The sequence below is a fragment of the Nitrincola tibetensis genome (assembly GCF_003284585.1).
Lineage (GTDB): Bacteria > Pseudomonadota > Gammaproteobacteria > Pseudomonadales > Balneatricaceae > Nitrincola > Nitrincola tibetensis.
The window spans coordinates 209,271-225,661 of sequence record NZ_QKRX01000003.1; the positions used below are offsets into that span (position 1 = coordinate 209,271).

The window sequence follows — 16,391 nt, forward strand, 5'->3', positions numbered from 1 at the left end:
AATTGGAGTGGTCATGTGTCGTTTAGCAGAGTCCTGCTGAATATTTAAAAGACCGACTGCCGTTTAACAAGGTGAGTTATGAGTACATCAGTCGTGCAAAAAAATAAACTAACGGAGTATTGGAATCCTGTGATTGCTGGATTGGTTTCCGTATTAGTCAATTATGGTGGAACCTTTATTTTGGTTTTTCAAGCAGCCAGTGTTGCGAGCTTAAGCCCAGAGCTAATTGCGTCTTGGGTGTGGGCGGTTTCAATTGGTGTGGGCATCACTGGGATTATATTAAGTTGGCGCTACCGCGAACCGATTATCACGGCTTGGTCAACACCAGCCGCTGCGTTTTTGGTTGTTGCTTTAGCTTCAACACCTTATGAGCAAGCGATTGGTGCTTATCTTATTTCTGCTTTGGCTTTTCTTGTACTAGGGCTTTCGGGCTATTTTGAAAAAATTATTCGCTTAATTCCCACGAGCATTGCATCGGGTTTATTAGCAGGAATTTTATTACAGTTTGGTATCACCGCTTTCTCTAACATGACGCTTGATCCCATATTGGCGACGAGCTTAATTGTAGCTTATTTACTTTTGAAACGTGTGACTGCACGTTATGCCGTGGTGGGTATTTTAGTTCTGGGTTTAATACTTTTGCTTCTTCAAGGGAGGGTTGATTTTTCAGGGGTTGAGATGCGGTTTGCAGCTCCTGTATTCACTATGCCTGAATTTTCATGGCACGCCTTATTGAGTGTCGCGTTGCCGTTGTTTTTGATTACGTTAACTGGCCAGTACATGCCTGGAATGTTAGTGCTGCGTAATGATGGTTTTACCACCAGCGCGAATCCCATTGTCTCGTTGACAGGGCTGGGTTCATTTTTTATGGCACCTTTTGGTTCACACGCTTTTAATATTGCGGCTATTACGGCGGCTATCTGTACGGGTAAAGAAGCCCATGAGGATCCATCCAAACGATGGGTTGCCGGAGTTGCAGCAGGCGTGTTCTACATTTTAGTCGGTTTGTTTGGGGTTGCTTTAGCGTCGGTATTCATGGCGTTGCCAAGCGCTTTTATTACGACTCTGGCGGGCTTGGCACTGCTTGGAACGATTGGCGGAAGTCTGACAAATGCCTTATCTGACGACAAAACGCGTGAAGCAGCATTAATTACTTTTCTGGCATCGGCTTCTAATATCCAATTATTGGGTATCGGTGGTGCTTTTTGGGGGTTGTTAATTGGATTGATCGCTTATGCAGTAATTAATGGGCGCGTATTGAATAAATTATATAAAAGTACTATTTAAAATATATAGGAGCATGTAATGAAAAAACCTTTAATTGTTTCAGTCGAAGAGGTCAGTGTTGATGATTACCAGCAATGGTTACCGTTTTGGTTGGAGTACCAAGCGTTCTATAAGGTTTCTTTAACCGAAGAAACAACCTTAGCAACATGGAACCGATTTTTTGATGATAATGAAAAAATGTATTGTTCCGTCGCAAGATCTGCTAACAGTATTGTAGGCTTTGTGCATTATTTGTATCACTCATCGACTTGGGCTGTAAATGATTTTTGCTATCTAGAAGATCTTTATGTCACGCCTAGTGCAAGAGGATTACAGGTAGGGAAGCAATTGATTGAGTTTGTACAAAAACAAGCACAAAAAAAGGAATGTGCGCGGCTTTACTGGCATACGCAGGAAAAAAATCTAACAGGGCAGAAACTGTATAATTGGATAGCAGAAAAACCGGGCGTTATTGAGTACAGAATGCCGTTGTAGTTATTTTTAACATCAATGAGTAGAAAGGGTGGTAACGTCTCCCTCGCTCAGGGTATTGATGCATGCCAGCAGGATGGATAATCAAAGCGACAGGCTTCGTGATGGGTGTAGAAATCGGGTTTTAGGTCTTGTTAATCAGTCAGCAGACACCCTACTAGCCTGTTCAGTTAGAAATGCATACTGAACAGGCTTTCGTCGGTAGGGCAAATGTTTATTCATCCGGCTCTTTTGCCTCATCTTCTCGAAGCATTTCAATAATCGCGCGTCTCATCCAGTTGTGCCCTGCATCGCTCTCCCGTCGTGAGTGCCAGACCATGCTGAATTCAAAAGGATCAATGGGGTAGGGAGGCGTAAAAAGCTGCAGTGGTGACTCCTCTAAAAATAGATCAAAGCTGCGCCGAGCAGCCGTCAAGATTAAGTCCGTGTTTTCTACCACACGGCTGGCCACTCCCCAGTGGGGTAGGGTCATGGCGACTCGACGGCTCACTCCTTCTCGATGCAAGGTGTTCTCTATCTCATTGCTTTCGCTACTTTGCATGGCAACCAGAACATGTGGCCGCCTGAGCCATTCTGTTTTCTCAAGACCGCCCTCTTTAGCGAGCGTATTTCTATCCGCAGCGCAAACGAAGTGCTCGATGAATAGCGTATGGCTACGTAGCTCATCGGACAAAGGCGAATGAAAAACGCCAAAAGCCATGTCGATATCCCCATCTTGGACACCTGTCAGCATCGAGGTGCGGCTAGCCTGAACGACTTGTAGGTCAATCCCTGGAGCGTTTGATCTGAGTATCCGAACTAGGCCAGGTAGTATCACAAGAGATCCATAGTCCGACATGGCAAGCCGAAAGACCCGTTTCGCTTGGGCGGGGTCAAAGGCTGGCTGTTTAATCAGCATGCCGAGCTGATGCAGCGCTTCTGTTAAGGGTGGTAGCAATTCATTGGCGCGTCGGGGCGACCAGCTTTATTGTGTGTGTCATTGCAGGGCAATTGATTACTTCACTGTTACTGGACTATCACGGCTGGATGAATCTGCCCGAGAGGGAGATTAGCATTCGGCGTATGGTAGGCGTCATCTTGGTGCTGGTGGGTATGGTGACGGTACAGTGGTTTTCACTGACAGTTCTGCCACCTCACCCGAGTGCTACACAGGTCGCAACTGAAACCTATGAATCCGCTGAATCCAAGGGATGATATGTCCGAAGACTCGTGGACATGAGTGTTCAAAAGCTTGGAAGAAAATAAGTTTATTTGAAACAAGATGGCAATGAGCAGTTCTAGTCAATCAGCCTAAGCTATTGGGAGGGCTTAATGAGCATCAAAGCCATCCAACAGTCGTACCAAATGCTCGCTTTGTATGTTTATACAGATTGTCTCTTTTAAGATACATTGCTATAGTCTCTTTACAAGGATGAACTAGAGTCAGCTATGCCAGAAATTGATGCTCTTTTAGGCCTTTCATTTTGCTTGTATTTCTTTGATAACAAGCAGCATAAATTGCCTCATCTTCACGTTAAGTACGGCAGTTATGAGTTAATTATTGCTATTGAAACGGGCGAGTGTTTAGAGGGGTATTTACCCAATAAGCAACGAAAACGTGCTGAAAGCCACATACAAATGCATAGCGAACAACTAATGGCTATGTGAAACAAAGCGGTGAAAGGTGAAAACCCAGGTAAGTTAGGTGATGTATGTTAAAAGTCATAGATGTTGATTTTGTATCAGGTCATACATTAGAGCTGACGTACAATGACGGTTTCCAAGGTCACGCCGACTTGTCGGAGTACTTTACAAAAGCGCCATTTTCAGAGGTTAAGGACTTTAAACATTTTTCTTTGACGGGCAATGGATCTCTAAACTGGAGTGGTCATGAGCTCTCTGCGGCGACACTTCGTGACATTACAACAGGCTCACAAACGTCTGTTGAGTCAAGTTTTAATGTTCAAGAAATGGAAGCTGTTATCAAACAAGCATCATGGGAGTCTATGATGGAAGGCCGCCCAGACATTCTACAAGCGGTCATTCGTTCTTATGTTGAACAGTTTGGTCATGGTCAAGTCATTGCAAAAGCCGGCATAAAAAGCCGCACTAGTGCATACCGTTCATTGAAGCCCGAAACGACGCCAAACTTTGGGACATTAGTTCAATTGGGACATGCCGTTATTGAGTTAGCCAAAGATCGATCAGTGGCAAACAAGGAGCCAAGCATATAACACCTCAGTGTCATTATTATTCTACGGGTATGGCATCAACTGGAGGGTGAACGGTCATCATCTTCAACCTTATAGACTAAGCAGCCCCACCCCAGCCTGCTTATTTCATTTCATATACTCATCAAACAGACTGTAGCGCCACTGCCTCAATGCAATCACCATGGTGGTGCCGTGTTTGTCAGTCATGGGCAAGTGCCTGTCTTTTTTTAGCCGCTCGTTAAATTCCATGCTAAGGCGATCAATTTTTTCCTGCATTTCTGCGTTGCTGGTGTGGCTAAGTAAACCATTGAGTACCATGAGCTTTTCAGATTTTTCGTCAAAGCGGGAGTCAAAAAAGTCCTTTTGCACATACTGTAAAAAGAAACGTTGTATCGGGCCATCGGGTTTCCAACGGAAGTTGGGGGCAATGCGCAGTTTGATGCGGTTGCCAGGATGAAGGTCGATCAGCTTGAGTCGATCAAGCTGGGCGAGCTTTTGGATGCATTCTGCTGAGGTTAGGCGGAAGTGGCTGAGCAGGTCGTCGTAGCTGAAGCCATTAATGACACTGACGGTCACCATCAACAGCAAGACATCTGAGGCGATTTCGGCTTCTTGTTCTTCACTCAGTTGTTCAACTTGGCGCTGCTGGAGTAGCATGCTTTGCACCAGTTCAGCAAGGTCGGTATTGGCGAGGGTGCATACTTGTTCAAGACGTGCGAGGGTGAAGCCCTGCTGAGCAAATAGGCGCTTGATAGAGGCTTCACTCAGACCCAATGCGTGGGCGACATCAGCATAGGTTACGCCGTTGGCACGCAGGCGTTGCTTGAGGGCTGAGAGGAGGGCAGTGGTTTGCGGCATAGGTAATCCTAATGGAATCGGTAAAAAGTATTATCATACGATACCTTAAGACGAAAATAATAACACAATGAATATGAAGGTTTCTATTTTGATCCCTGTGGATACAATTGCCGTCACATCTGATAACTCGTAAAGGACCAGAGTCATGATCAAACTCAGACATTTCGCAGGAGCCATTCCCTTTCTCGTGGCCGTTTTTCTCAACGCCTTTGTGGATTTGGGCCACAAGATTATTATTCAGAATACGGTGTTTAAACTTTACGATGGCCCGCTGCAGGTCATCTTGATTGCAATTGTTAACGGCTTGATCCTTTTACCGTTTATTTTATTGCTCAGTCCAGCCGGATTTTTGTCCGACAAGTATCGCAAGACGTCCATTATGCAGGCATCCGCTTGGGCTGCGGTGGCAATCACCTTGGGTATTACCGCTTGCTATTATATGGGGTGGTTCTGGGCGGCCTTCGCGATGACTTTTCTGCTTGCGGCCCAGTCGGCTGTCTATTCACCGGCTAAGTATGGCTATATTCGTGAGCTGTTTGGTAAGGAGCATTTAGGCGAAGCCAATGGTCTTGTGTCTGCATTGTCCATCTGCGCCATTCTGGTAGGTATTTTTGCGTTCTCCATTCTGTTCGAACTTTGGTACCCCGCTGGCAGCCTATCCGAAGCCGATATCCTGCGCGCAATCGCGCCCATTGGTTGGCTGCTGGTGCTGAACAGTGTGATTGAGTTGGTCATGATGTATCGGCTGCCAACGCAGCCAGCAACGGGTGTGACCACGACCTTCGAGACAACAAAATACCTGAGCGGTCGATTGTTTGGCAAAGACTTGCAGCCGTTGGTTAGAAGCAAGGTGATTCGCTTGTCGGTGATTGGCTTGGCGACGTTTTGGGGGGTGGGACAGGTGATGCTGGCGGCTTTTCCTGCCTTCGCTAAAGAGGAAATGTTTTTGACCAATACCATCTTCGTGCAGGGCATTCTAGCCTGCTCTGGCGTGGGGATTGCATTGGGGTCTGTGTTTGCGGGTCGCTTTTCGCGTGATTATATCGAGACAGGGTTATTACCGCTGGGTGCGCTTGGCATTGCAATGGGCTTGTTGTACCTGCCGTTTACCGAAACACTGATGGCAGCCGCATTCACCTTTCTGTTTATCGGATTGATGGGTGGTATTTTTATCGTGCCTTTAAATGCCTTGATCCAGTTTCATGCCGATGAGTCTGAAATGGGCCGGACACTCGCGGCGAACAATTGGGTTCAGACGGTGGTGATGCTGGGCTTTTTGCTGCTGACGGTGGCCTTCTCTTTGTTGGGTTTGAGTAGCTAGGCGCTGTTACAACTGATTGCGCTAGTGGCACTGGTGGGCTGTTTCTATACCATTTACCAGTTGCCGCAAAGCTTGACCCGCTTTGTGCTCAGTTGGGTGATGTCGCGCCGTTACAAAGTGTCGGTGCAAGGGTTGGAGCATATGCCCGCTCAGGGTGGCGTTTTGTTGTTGGGCAATCATATCAGTTGGGTGGATTGGGCGATCATACAACTGGCCAGTCCTCGCCCCGTGCGTTTTGTGATGTTGCGCAGTATTTACGAACGTTGGTATCTCACTTGGTTGTTCGATTTGTTTGGTTGTATTCCGATTGAGCAGGGTGTGAGCAGCCGTAATGCGTTGAAAACCGTCAGCGATGCGTTAAATAAAGGCGAAGTGGTCTGTCTCTTCCCCGAAGGCACGATTAGTCGCACAGGGCATTTGGGGGACTTTCGTCGTGGTTACGAACGTGCGTGCATGGATGTGACGTCAGATGTAGTGATTTTGCCTTTTTACCTGCGCGGTTTGTGGGGTAGCCAATTCTCGCGTTCCTCCAGCCATCTCAAAAACAACTCCCTGCGCTTGACTCGTCGCGATTTAATTGTGGCCTTTGGCGCACCCCTGCCAGCGACGACGACGGCCGATGTGCTTAAGCGGCGAGTGTTCGATTTATCGATTTCATCTTGGGAAGCCTATGTCGAAACCTTGCCGACCTTGTCCAAAGCCTGGATATATTCAGCCAAGCGGACGGGGCGTCGTTTAGCCATTGCCGACGTTGTGAGTGGGCGGGATCTGTCGGGTTACCAAGCTTTGACAGGTTCTATTGTTTTGGCACGCCGAATCAAGCGACATAGCCCTGAGCAAAACCTAGGCCTGTTGCTGCCGAGCAGTGCTGGTGGAATGTTGGCCAATATGGCGGCCTTGTTGCGAGGCAAAACGCTGGTTAATCTGAACTATACCGCGAGCTTTGCCGCGCTGGAGGCAGCGGTTGCTCAAGCAGACATCAGCACCCTGTATACGTCACGTCGTTTTATTAAGAAGCTGGAAGGTCGTGGTATACAGTTGGAGGCTTTGCTAAATCGCCTCAAGGTTGTGTATCTCGAAGATGCATTTGAGAAGGTCAGCCTTGTTGAAAAACTATTGACCTTGGTGAGTGTTACTTTACTACCCGCGTGGCTGCTGTGTTGGCTGCATTCCCGTGCGCGTAACAGCGATGCCACGGCCGCAATATTGTTCTCTAGCGGCAGTGAAGGTGCGCCCAAAGGGGTGTGCCTGAGTCACAAAAACATCATGGCCAATGTGAAGCAAACGGCGGAGGTGCTGAATACCGAGGAGCAGGACATTATCATGGCTAACCTGCCTTTGTTTCATGCATTTGGCTTAACCATTACGCAGTTTATGCCCTTGATCGAAAGTGTGCCCGTGGTGTGCCATCCTGATCCGACGGATGTGATGGCGAGTGCCCAGGCAATTGCGCGTTATCAAGCAACGATTCTGTTTGGTACCTCTACCTTCTTACGGCTTTATAACCGCAATAGCAAAATTCATCCCTTAATGTTAAACAGTTTGCGTCTGGTGGTGGCCGGGGCAGAGAAACTGAATGAAGACGTGCGCAACAGCTTCGCGCTTAAGTTCAGTAAGCCACTTTACGAAGGCTATGGCGCGACGGAAACCACGCCGGTCGCCAGTGTTAATCTGCCAGACAAAATTGAAAGTGAGCGCTGGCAAGTGCAGCGTGGCCAGAAGCCCGGCTCGGTGGGAATGCCCTTGCCTGGCACCAGTTGTAGAGTGGTGGATCCTGAAACCTTTGAAGAGTTGCCAACGGGAGAGGCGGGGATGATTCTGATTGGGGGTGTCCAAGTGATGCAGGGGTACCTGAATAATCCGGAAAAGACCGACTCGGTGATCAAAAACATCAAGGGGACGCGTTGGTACGTGACGGGTGATAAAGGTTACATCGACAGTGATGGTTTTCTGTTTATTGTCGACCGTTATTCCCGTTTTGCCAAAGTGGCGGGTGAGATGATTAGTCTATGCCAAACCGAACAGGCCATTAGCCACTCACTTGAAGATCCTGATGTGGAGGTGGTCGTTGTCGCCGTTTCCGATGCTAAGAAGGGTGAAAGGCTTGTAGCGCTGCACGACGTGGAGTTGGACACAGATTCGCTCAAGCAGGCATTAATAAAAAGTGGCCTGAACAATCTGGCGATACCTGATCAGTGGTATCGGGTGGCTGCACTGCCGAAACTGGGTTCAGGCAAAACGGATTTCGGCGCCGCAAAGGCGTTAGCCTTGGAATGTGGCGTGTAATGACAGAGTAGCCGCGCTACTCTGGCGTTTGAGTGGCGTCTGTCAGTGCGACGATGGCCGCTTCCAGATCCACCCGCTGTTGTTTGAGTTCGGCAATGCGGGTGGGGTCCCAGATGATCTGCGATGCTTCAAAGTCAATTCGATAATCAACCCGCCGCAGAAAATCCATGCCCAATAGACCGTCATGTGCTCCAGACCCTTGGAAGTCTATGATGCTGGCGCGAGGTCCATCAATTCGATAGGGGCCTATTTCAATCCGATCAAAGCGTGCTGAAAAGGTTTCGATCAGATCACCACTGGCCACCTGCGCGTACCCAGAGGGACGAGCATCAATGGGTAATCGGGATAATTTATCGCGATGAAATGCGGTTGAAGATGCGCCCGTATCCAGAATCATTAAGGTATTGGCCGTGCGGCCCTGTAAGGTGACTTTAACCGGGAGCATTACCGAGTTTCCACGCATGGTCAGTGGCGTGTGCAATGCGGAAATGGCCTGATCGAGCTGTCGTAGGTGCTGTTGCAGTTGCTGAACATTTTGCTGTTCTTGGCGCTTTAAATCCAGCTCATTTCGGCGCTCTGGTGTCAGTTGAGTGCCGCGAACTTCGAGTTGGTTGCGATACTGCTGGGGAACCTTGCTGATGTTATCCACATAGATACGACGCCCTTTATCATCCGTGTAATGCAGGATCTGAGCGTGCAAGGTTGTGGCAGATAAGCATACCTGTAAAACGAAACCCAACGAATAAACGTGATGCGTCATGCGCTTCCTTTGCATAGAATGAACCCGTAAAAAACCTGATCTGAGCTTTATAACCCAGATGCAGGTTAGTTTCCAGTAACACTCATCGCAGTATCATTACGACGTCAGGTGTCGTTAACCTACTGATACATCAATTGAGCAGGTATTATGGCGCTAGCCATATCGCTTCGTCCAAGCGATTTATATGGCACTCAAGACTTTACGAAATACGGCAATTTCTTCGTCTGAGAATTGACCAAATACCGCTTGTTGTCGATCATTCGCGATACGCCAGAGCGTTTCGGCTTGTTCGGCTCCATTCGGATTAATGCTGAGCTGATTTCCTTCGCGTACTAACCAGCCTTTACGGCACAGCGTATCAACGGCAACGTTTAAATCGCTGTCGGGCATGCCAATACGATCTTCTAGCTCTTGTGTAGAGAGGGTTCCGAAATCATTCAGCGTTAAAAGCATACGCGCTTCTATAGTGCGAAGCCCTGTTGCCAATTGTAAAGGTTGATAGTCCGCTTGATAGCGTTTTACGGCTTGGAGCATTTGGTAGTAGAGGTTATCCGCCAAGCGTTGCTCATTTTTGCTTTGCGCCGCATCCGATGCCGATGTTTTTTCTGGCTTAGATCCAGCATGGGGTATGACGGCAGAATAGGCCCCACCATGATAAACCAAAGGGGCACGACCCGTATCGACGAAGGATACAACTTTTCCTACGAGAATCCAGTGATCTCCTCCATCCAGGGTTTGATACTGCTCACACTGAAAGCAAGCAGAGGTGTCTGGCAGAATGGCAGCATCACCTAAACCCAATGAAAACTGAATGTCTTTAAACTTATCGTCACTTGGGCGAGCAAAGTGATTGGAAAGGTTAATTTGATCGGCCGCAAGGATGTTAACAGCAAAGTGACTGGCCTTTTCGAAGACTGAATAGCTGCCAGAATTTTTACTGATGCTCCACAGAATAAGGGGTGGATCGAGTGAAACAGAATTAAAGCTGTTTGCTGTGACGCCTGCACGGCTTCCATCAGAAGCGGTGGCCGTGATCACTGTAACGCCCGTCGCAAAATTGCCTAATGCACGGCGAAAAGCTTTGGGGTCGAATTCGGTTGAGAGTGTGCTCATAAGATAACCTTTGACGTAACACGAAGAGTGCTGAGTTCACTGGGCGTATTGAATCAAGGCCCAGTGAATTGAAAACTATTATAGTAAGGATGGATCTGGCTCAAGTCCCAGTAACTCACGACCGAGTATTTGTGCGCAGACATCATAATCGGTGTAGGCGTGTGCAGCGGTCATATTAGACTCATGCCAGAGGCGCTGAGACTCACGATCCTCATACCAGTTGGATGCGCCCATCACCGCCCAGAGGCGATTGACCGCTTCAACGCACATCTTGATTGCATAGGCTTGGTTGGTGCGCCAATGTGCTAACACATAACGTGTAGGATACTCGTGGCGCTCGCCATACTCTTTATGTTCTTGCCAAGTTTTTTCCAGATAAGCACGTGCAGCCGCAACTTGTTGATAAGATTCGGCAATACGCAGAATGGGGGGAATGGACTCACGTACAGCGGCACCTGTGTAAGCTCTGACACGATTCTGTGTTAGTTCTTTGTAAACGTCGATCATCCGTTCAGCAACACCAAGACTCATAGCGGCAAAGCCACACGCAAAGTATGGGCGGTAGGGAGTGTGATAAATTTTACTATCAGGATAGAGATCGCGCCCAACATGACGACCTTCCATCATATCGATTGCCGCTTGGATGCGATGTTCGGGCACAAATACGCGATCAATATGCGCTGTTTTTGTACCACTGCCTTGCATACCGACAGAATACCAGTCGTCGATAATGGAAAAGTCGCTGCGAGGGATGACGGCGAAACTATACACTTTTCCACCATCGGATTTAGTGCGAAGGAAGCCGACGATAATCCAGTCTGCATGGTCTACGCCTGAACTCCATTTCATATCGCCCGTAAAAATAATACCGCCTTCTGTTTCTTCATGCTTGCCGAAAGGCGCGATGCTGCTGGATGCGACAGCATCAGGATTTGTTCCCCAGAACTCATCTTGTGCCTGTTTGCTAAACATCGACATTTGGTGGTTATGGGTGCATAAGAGACTGTAGGCCCAAGCGGTAGAGCAGCATGCACCCGCAAGGGCAGCTATACAGTCGGTGAACTCAGGAAGCGACATTTCGAGACCACCATAGGCCTTAGGAAGAAATGCGCGGTTGAGCCCAATCCCATGAAGCATGTCGACATTTTCTTTAGGTACTTGGCGAAGTTTAACCGCGAGAGGGGCATTCTCTCGGATGGCGGGTAAAATTTCTTTTAACTTTTTAAGCATAGGATTTTGTTGCGTCATGAGTCAGAAGCCTCTGTACTTTATCACTTATTTTAATGAGGTCGCTATTAAGCTAAATGCTTTAACTTGGTTAGATTATGGGCAAAAGAGTTGCCTAGCAGAAAGGTAATAAATTATTTATTTATTGTACTTTTCTGTTTTGTAGAGGGTGTTGGTCGGATTTTATTGGTTTGAAGTGATTTAAAATCAAATGATTAGGTTCATTTTTTGGCTTTTTAATTAGAATTTAATTATTTTTGATATGACTCAACAGTGAGTTGTTATTCGATTGACAGCATCTTTGATATGTACTAGGATTTTTAATACTTAATATGTTAAATAATTTCCTTTATACTAAATAAAAACTAAAAAGGTGCTTGCCATGGGCGAAATCGTATTAGCAGCCAAGGTAACTCATGTTCCAACCATGCTCCTCTCTGAACAACCCGGAAAACTCCAGGGGTGTCGACAGCAAGCCATTGATGGACACAAAGAAATCATGCGTAGAGCACGTGAAAAAGGTGCGGATACGGTGATTGTGTTAGATACACATTGGTTAGTGAATGCAGGCTACCATATTAACAGTAATCCCGCTTTCAAGGGATGTTATACCAGTCACGAGTTCCCGCATTTTATCCAAAACTTGGATTATGAGTATCGCGGTGATCCAGAGCTAGGAAACGCCATTGCTGCACGTGCAACCGAAAAGGGGGTGCACACACTTTCCCATCAGGTTGAAACATTGGACTTAGAGTACGGGACACTGGTTCCAATGCACTTTATGCAGCCTGGTGACATGCCCATTATTTCAATTGCGGCTTGGTGTACTGTGCATAGTCTGAAAGATTCTAAGACGCTGGGTGAAGCCATTCGCGAGGCAGTTGAAGCCAGTGATCGGAAAGTGCTGTTGCTTGCTTCGGGGTCGCTATCCCACAAAATCTGGGAAAACGAACTCTATGCCGAAAATAACGGTACCTTCACGATTTCTCGTGAGTTCAATCGGCAAGTTGATTTGCGTGTCCTAGAGCTTTGGCAGAAAGGGGACATCTCGACGTTCCTAAAAATGCTACCCGAATATGCGCAGTTCTGCTCTGGAGAAGGGGGAATGCATGATACAGCGATGCTCTTCGGTGCTCTAGGTTGGGATAGCTATTGTGGAAAAGGTGAGCTGATTGGCGAGTATTTCCCTAGCTCCGGTACGGGTCAGGCAAATGTAGTCTTTCCTGTAATCTGAAAATAATTCTTTTTAGCAGTTAGATGATGCTTAGCTGCAAAGCCAAATAATGGAGATCACATCGCCATGTTGCGAGAACATTACCCGTTTTATCTTGCGAATGAACCCCAAATGCCCAACCAGGATTTGGTTGTTTACGATAAGTTCACAGGTGAGGTGGCTACGCGTGTGGCGATAGCCGATGCAGTGGTTATCGATCAAGCGATTGCAGCGGCTGAACAAGCAACAGAGCCGATGCGCAAGTTACCTTCATGGAAGCGTCAATCAATTTTGAATCATTGTGTTAAACGTTTTCAAGAGCGGGCGGAGGAGTTGGCTCAGGCTTTGTGTGTTGAGGCTGGAAAGCCGATCAAAGATGCACGAGGAGAAGTCACTCGCTTAATCGATACGTTTAAGATCGCAGCAGAAGAGGCGGTTCGGATCGGTGGTGAGGTGATTCCTATGGACATTACCCCCCGAGCTGAGGGCTATACGGGAATGTGGAAGCGTGTGCCTATCGGTCCTTGTTCATTTATATCTCCATTTAACTTCCCGCTTAATCTTGCGGCACACAAAGTCGCGCCTGCAATCGCGGCAGGCTGCCCGTTTGTGCTTAAGCCTGCGAGCTTAACACCGATTGGTGCGATTATTATTGGGGAGGTTTTAGCGGAAACGGACTTGCCGAAAGGTGCCTTTTCGATTCTGCCTTGCCATCGTGATGGTGCTGATCTTTTCACGACAGATGATCGCCTTAAGTTACTCAGCTTTACAGGATCACCCGAGGTGGGTTGGCAGCTTAAGGCTAAAGCAGGAAAAAAACCTGTAGTCTTGGAGTTAGGTGGCAATGCTGCGTGTATTGTAGATCAAGGAGCGAATCTAGACGATGCGGTTACCCGAATCGTGTTTGGTGCCTATTATCAATCCGGTCAAAGTTGTATCAGTGTGCAACGTATTTTAGTGCATGACGATCACTATGAAGAGGTGCGTGATAAGTTAACGGCGGCGGTTAAGGCGCTTCCTTCCGGCGATCCAAAAGACGAGCAAACATTTATAGGGCCCATGATTTCTGAGAAAGAGGCCATACGTTTGCATAATTGGGTGCTGGATGCCACATCAAAAGGAGCGACTCTCTTGGCGGGTGGTGAGCGTCAGGGTGCAATGCTGCAAGCGACGTTACTTGAGAATGTCGACCCCTCTCTAGATGTGAACACCCAAGAAGCCTTTGGGCCTGTTGCTATTTTGTCTCGCTTTAAGGATTTTGATGCGGCATTACAGGAGGTCAACAACTCCGCTTTTGGATTGCAAGCTGGGATTTTTACCCGTGATATTTACAAAATTCAAAAAGCTTGGGATGAGTTAGAGGTGGGTGGCGTTGTCATTGGTGATGTTCCTTCTTGGCGAGTCGATCACATGCCGTATGGTGGTGTAAAAGACAGTGGTTTGGGCCGTGAAGGGGTGCGTTATGCCATAGAAGACATGACTGAATTACGCCTTCTTGTCATCCGAAATCCGTCATAGCCTTAGTATGCTGACACCGCCAGCATCTGCATTGTTGATTCTAATGGCAACGGCGAGTCCTCTTGCCTTGAATGCCTTTGTACCCGCCATGCCGGATGCTGCACGGATGTTGGGTGTTGATGCGGGTGTCATGCAGTTGACGTTTACGCTCTACCTGCTGACGCTTGCATTTGGGCAGTTGATGAGCGGTCAGTTAGGCGATTACTTCGGTCGACGTCCAGTGATTCTGGTTGGTTTTGGATTGCATGTACTGGGCAGTGGCATAGCGGCATTTGCTGGGACGGTAGAGGTTCTAATTTCAGGTCGTATACTGCAAGCGCTTGGAGGGAGTGCGGCCATGGCGTTGGCTCGCACTATCTTATTGGATGTGTATGGACGTCAAGGTGCTTCAGGTCGAATGGGGTATCTTGTGATGGCCATTGCTTTAGCCCAAACCTTGGCGCCTGCTTTGGGTGGCGTGCTCAATCTATGGAGTGGTTGGCATTCTGTCTTTTATCTATCCATTGCCGTGGGGGGCGCTGTTTGGTTGATTGCCTTATGGTATTTACCTGAAACCTGCGCAGAGCGAAGTTCTAGTCTTAGTTTCTTTTCAGTACTGCGCTCTTACAAAGGACTTCTCAAATCAGTTGCTTATCGAGGATATGTGCTCACTACAACAGCTTTAGCGTGCGGATTTTATCTATTTATTGGTAGCGCACCTTATCTTGTTGTCGAAAGCCTTGGCGGCACGTCTGCTGATTATGGATTTTGGTTTTTAACTGTTTCGCTCGCGTTTCTGCTGGGCAGTTTTATGTCTACGCGGCTGGCGCATCAAATTGATCTTGATGGACTAATTGTTATTGGAAATGGACTGGCACTTTTGGGTGCCTTGCTATTGTTGTTTTTTTACTGCGAGCAGGGATTGAGTCTTCCGACCCTGTTTTTGCCTATGGCAATCATGATTTTGGGCAGAGGGCTGAGTCAACCCGTTGCACAAACGGCGGCTATCAGCAGTGGTGCAGGCTCGACTGGAGCCGCATCAGGCATGATGGGGTTTATTCAGTTATTGATTGGCTCAATGGTGGCGCAAAGCGCTTCTTGGTTAATTCGTTTTGATCCTTTTTGGATTTTGGCTGCAATCCTATTGACCGCTTTACTGGCAATGGCAGCACACTTTTACAGTTGGTCACAGAGTGGATCAGCGAAATAATATAATGATGAGTAATGAGGTGTAAGTTATGGGTAAGCTGGCATTGGCGGCTAAAATCACACATGTACCGTCCATGTATCTTTCAGAGTTAGATGGGCCTCAAAAGGGGTTTCGGCAAGCCGCAATCGATGGCCATAAAGAAATTGGTCGTCGTTGCCGAGAGCTGGGTGTTGATACGCTGGTGGTATTTGATACTCACTGGCTAGTTAACGCCGCTTATCATATTAATTGTGGCGCACATTTCAAAGGCACCTACACCAGCAATGAGTTGCCCCATTTCATTTCCAATATGGAGTTTGAGTTCAGCGGCAATCCACATCTAGGTCAATTGATTGCGGATGAGTGCAATGCTCAAGGGGTTGAAACGCTTGCGCACGCCAACACGTCGCTCGATCCAGAGTACGGCACGTTGGTCCCCATGCGGTATATGAATGAAGATCAGCATTTTAAGGTTGTCTCCATTTCGGCGATGTGTATGGCGCATTACTTGAATGACAGTGCTCGTTTGGGCTGGGCACTTAGACAAGCGATAGAGAAGCACTACGACGGTACCGTGGCGATTTTGGCAAGTGGTTCTTTATCTCACCGTTTTGCTCAGAATGGCCAAGCACCGAGTTTTTCAACGAAGGTGTGGAGCCCATTTTTAGAGCGATTGGATCATGATGTTGTTCGCATGTGGGAAGCTGGGGAATGGGCTGATTTTTGTGCCATGCTCCCTGAGTATGCCGTTAAAGGCCATGGTGAAGGGTTTATGCACGATACCGCCATGTTGTTAGGGGCGTTGGGGTGGTCTCGATATGATCAAAAAGTAGAGGTGATTTCACCCTATTTCGGTAGTTCTGGAACAGGACAGATCAATGCAATCTTTCCCGTGTCACCGGTCGCGGGAGATGAAGTGCCGGGGCCTCAGGCCTCTGTTTCGGATGCTGCAGGTGCGACAGCGGGTCGTCTTTAAT

At 47.7% G+C, this 16,391-nt stretch carries 16 protein-coding genes; 11 read left to right on the forward strand and 5 right to left on the reverse strand.

Annotated features, from left to right (window positions below; translation table 11 throughout):
• Window positions 1-78 precede the first annotated feature (78 nt).
• Entirely contained in the window at window positions 79-1,287 is a 1,209-nt protein-coding gene (locus tag DN062_RS05275; RefSeq protein ID WP_112158249.1) for a benzoate/H(+) symporter BenE family transporter, read from the forward strand.
• Window positions 1,288-1,305: 18 nt separating this feature from the next.
• Window positions 1,306-1,761, forward strand: coding sequence for a GNAT family N-acetyltransferase (locus DN062_RS05280; protein ID WP_112158251.1), 456 nt, complete (start codon window positions 1,306-1,308; stop codon window positions 1,759-1,761).
• 211 nt (window positions 1,762-1,972) lie between these two features.
• On the opposite strand, the gene DN062_RS05285 is transcribed toward DN062_RS05280, so the two are convergent.
• Entirely contained in the window at window positions 1,973-2,695 is a 723-nt protein-coding gene (locus DN062_RS05285) for a LysR substrate-binding domain-containing protein (protein WP_239995713.1), read from the reverse strand.
• On the opposite strand from DN062_RS05285, the gene DN062_RS05290 reads away from it, so the two are divergent.
• From DN062_RS05290 to dhiA, 3 genes are all read left to right on the forward strand, one after another.
• Window positions 2,686-2,952: a DMT family transporter gene (locus tag DN062_RS05290; RefSeq protein WP_239995714.1), complete on the forward strand. Its 267-nt coding sequence runs from the start codon at window positions 2,686-2,688 to the stop codon at window positions 2,950-2,952. The genes DN062_RS05285 and DN062_RS05290 overlap by 10 nt on opposite strands.
• 234 nt (window positions 2,953-3,186) lie before the next feature.
• Window positions 3,187-3,405, forward strand: coding sequence for a type II toxin-antitoxin system toxin DhiT (dhiT, locus tag DN062_RS05295; RefSeq protein ID WP_112158253.1), 219 nt, complete (start codon window positions 3,187-3,189; stop codon window positions 3,403-3,405).
• Window positions 3,406-3,449: 44 nt separating this feature from the next.
• Window positions 3,450-3,971: a type II toxin-antitoxin system antitoxin DhiA gene (gene dhiA / locus DN062_RS05300; protein WP_112158255.1), complete on the forward strand. Its 522-nt coding sequence runs from the start codon at window positions 3,450-3,452 to the stop codon at window positions 3,969-3,971.
• Window positions 3,972-4,076: 105 nt separating this feature from the next.
• On the opposite strand, the gene DN062_RS05305 is transcribed toward dhiA, so the two are convergent.
• Window positions 4,077-4,808, reverse strand: coding sequence for a helix-turn-helix domain-containing protein (locus tag DN062_RS05305; protein ID WP_112158257.1), 732 nt, complete (start codon window positions 4,806-4,808; stop codon window positions 4,077-4,079).
• A 145-nt stretch (window positions 4,809-4,953) separates the two neighbouring features.
• Here DN062_RS05305 and DN062_RS19140 point away from each other — a divergent pair, with 145 nt between their 5' ends.
• Both DN062_RS19140 and DN062_RS05310 read left to right on the forward strand, forming a co-directional pair.
• The gene (locus DN062_RS19140) at window positions 4,954-6,129 is read left to right on the forward strand and encodes an MFS transporter (protein WP_338039965.1); all 1,176 of its coding nucleotides are present in this window, start codon (window positions 4,954-4,956) and stop codon (window positions 6,127-6,129) included.
• Between the two features lie 24 nt (window positions 6,130-6,153).
• Window positions 6,154-8,415, forward strand: a complete 2,262-nt coding sequence (locus DN062_RS05310; protein ID WP_338039966.1) for an AMP-binding protein — start codon at window positions 6,154-6,156, stop codon at window positions 8,413-8,415.
• A gap of 16 nt (window positions 8,416-8,431) precedes the next feature.
• On the opposite strand, the gene DN062_RS05315 is transcribed toward DN062_RS05310, so the two are convergent.
• From DN062_RS05315 to DN062_RS05325, 3 genes are all read right to left on the reverse strand, one after another.
• Entirely contained in the window at window positions 8,432-9,175 is a 744-nt protein-coding gene (locus DN062_RS05315) for a retropepsin-like aspartic protease family protein (protein ID WP_162301251.1), read from the reverse strand.
• A 180-nt stretch (window positions 9,176-9,355) separates the two neighbouring features.
• Window positions 9,356-10,288: a p-hydroxyphenylacetate 3-hydroxylase reductase component gene (locus tag DN062_RS05320; protein ID WP_112158261.1), complete on the reverse strand. Its 933-nt coding sequence runs from the start codon at window positions 10,286-10,288 to the stop codon at window positions 9,356-9,358.
• A gap of 78 nt (window positions 10,289-10,366) precedes the next feature.
• Window positions 10,367-11,536 (reverse strand): p-hydroxyphenylacetate 3-hydroxylase oxygenase component, encoded by a 1,170-nt coding sequence (locus DN062_RS05325; RefSeq protein WP_112158263.1) that lies wholly within the window; start codon window positions 11,534-11,536, stop codon window positions 10,367-10,369.
• A gap of 361 nt (window positions 11,537-11,897) precedes the next feature.
• Here DN062_RS05325 and hpaD (DN062_RS05330) point away from each other — a divergent pair, with 361 nt between their 5' ends.
• From hpaD (DN062_RS05330) to hpaD (DN062_RS05345), 4 genes are all read left to right on the forward strand, one after another.
• Window positions 11,898-12,749 carry a 3,4-dihydroxyphenylacetate 2,3-dioxygenase gene (gene hpaD, locus DN062_RS05330; protein WP_112158265.1) on the forward strand — a complete coding sequence of 284 codons (852 nt, stop codon included), beginning with the start codon at window positions 11,898-11,900 and terminating at the stop codon, window positions 12,747-12,749.
• A gap of 66 nt (window positions 12,750-12,815) precedes the next feature.
• Window positions 12,816-14,246: an aldehyde dehydrogenase family protein gene (locus DN062_RS05335; protein ID WP_112158267.1), complete on the forward strand. Its 1,431-nt coding sequence runs from the start codon at window positions 12,816-12,818 to the stop codon at window positions 14,244-14,246.
• On the forward strand, window positions 14,224-15,435 hold the full coding sequence (locus DN062_RS05340; RefSeq protein WP_239995716.1) for a Bcr/CflA family efflux MFS transporter: 1,212 nt from the start codon (window positions 14,224-14,226) through the stop codon (window positions 15,433-15,435). The genes DN062_RS05335 and DN062_RS05340 overlap by 23 nt, the downstream gene beginning before the upstream one ends.
• Window positions 15,436-15,463: 28 nt before the next feature.
• Window positions 15,464-16,390 carry a 3,4-dihydroxyphenylacetate 2,3-dioxygenase gene (hpaD, locus tag DN062_RS05345; RefSeq protein WP_112158272.1) on the forward strand — a complete coding sequence of 309 codons (927 nt, stop codon included), beginning with the start codon at window positions 15,464-15,466 and terminating at the stop codon, window positions 16,388-16,390.
• Window position 16,391 lies beyond the last annotated feature (1 nt).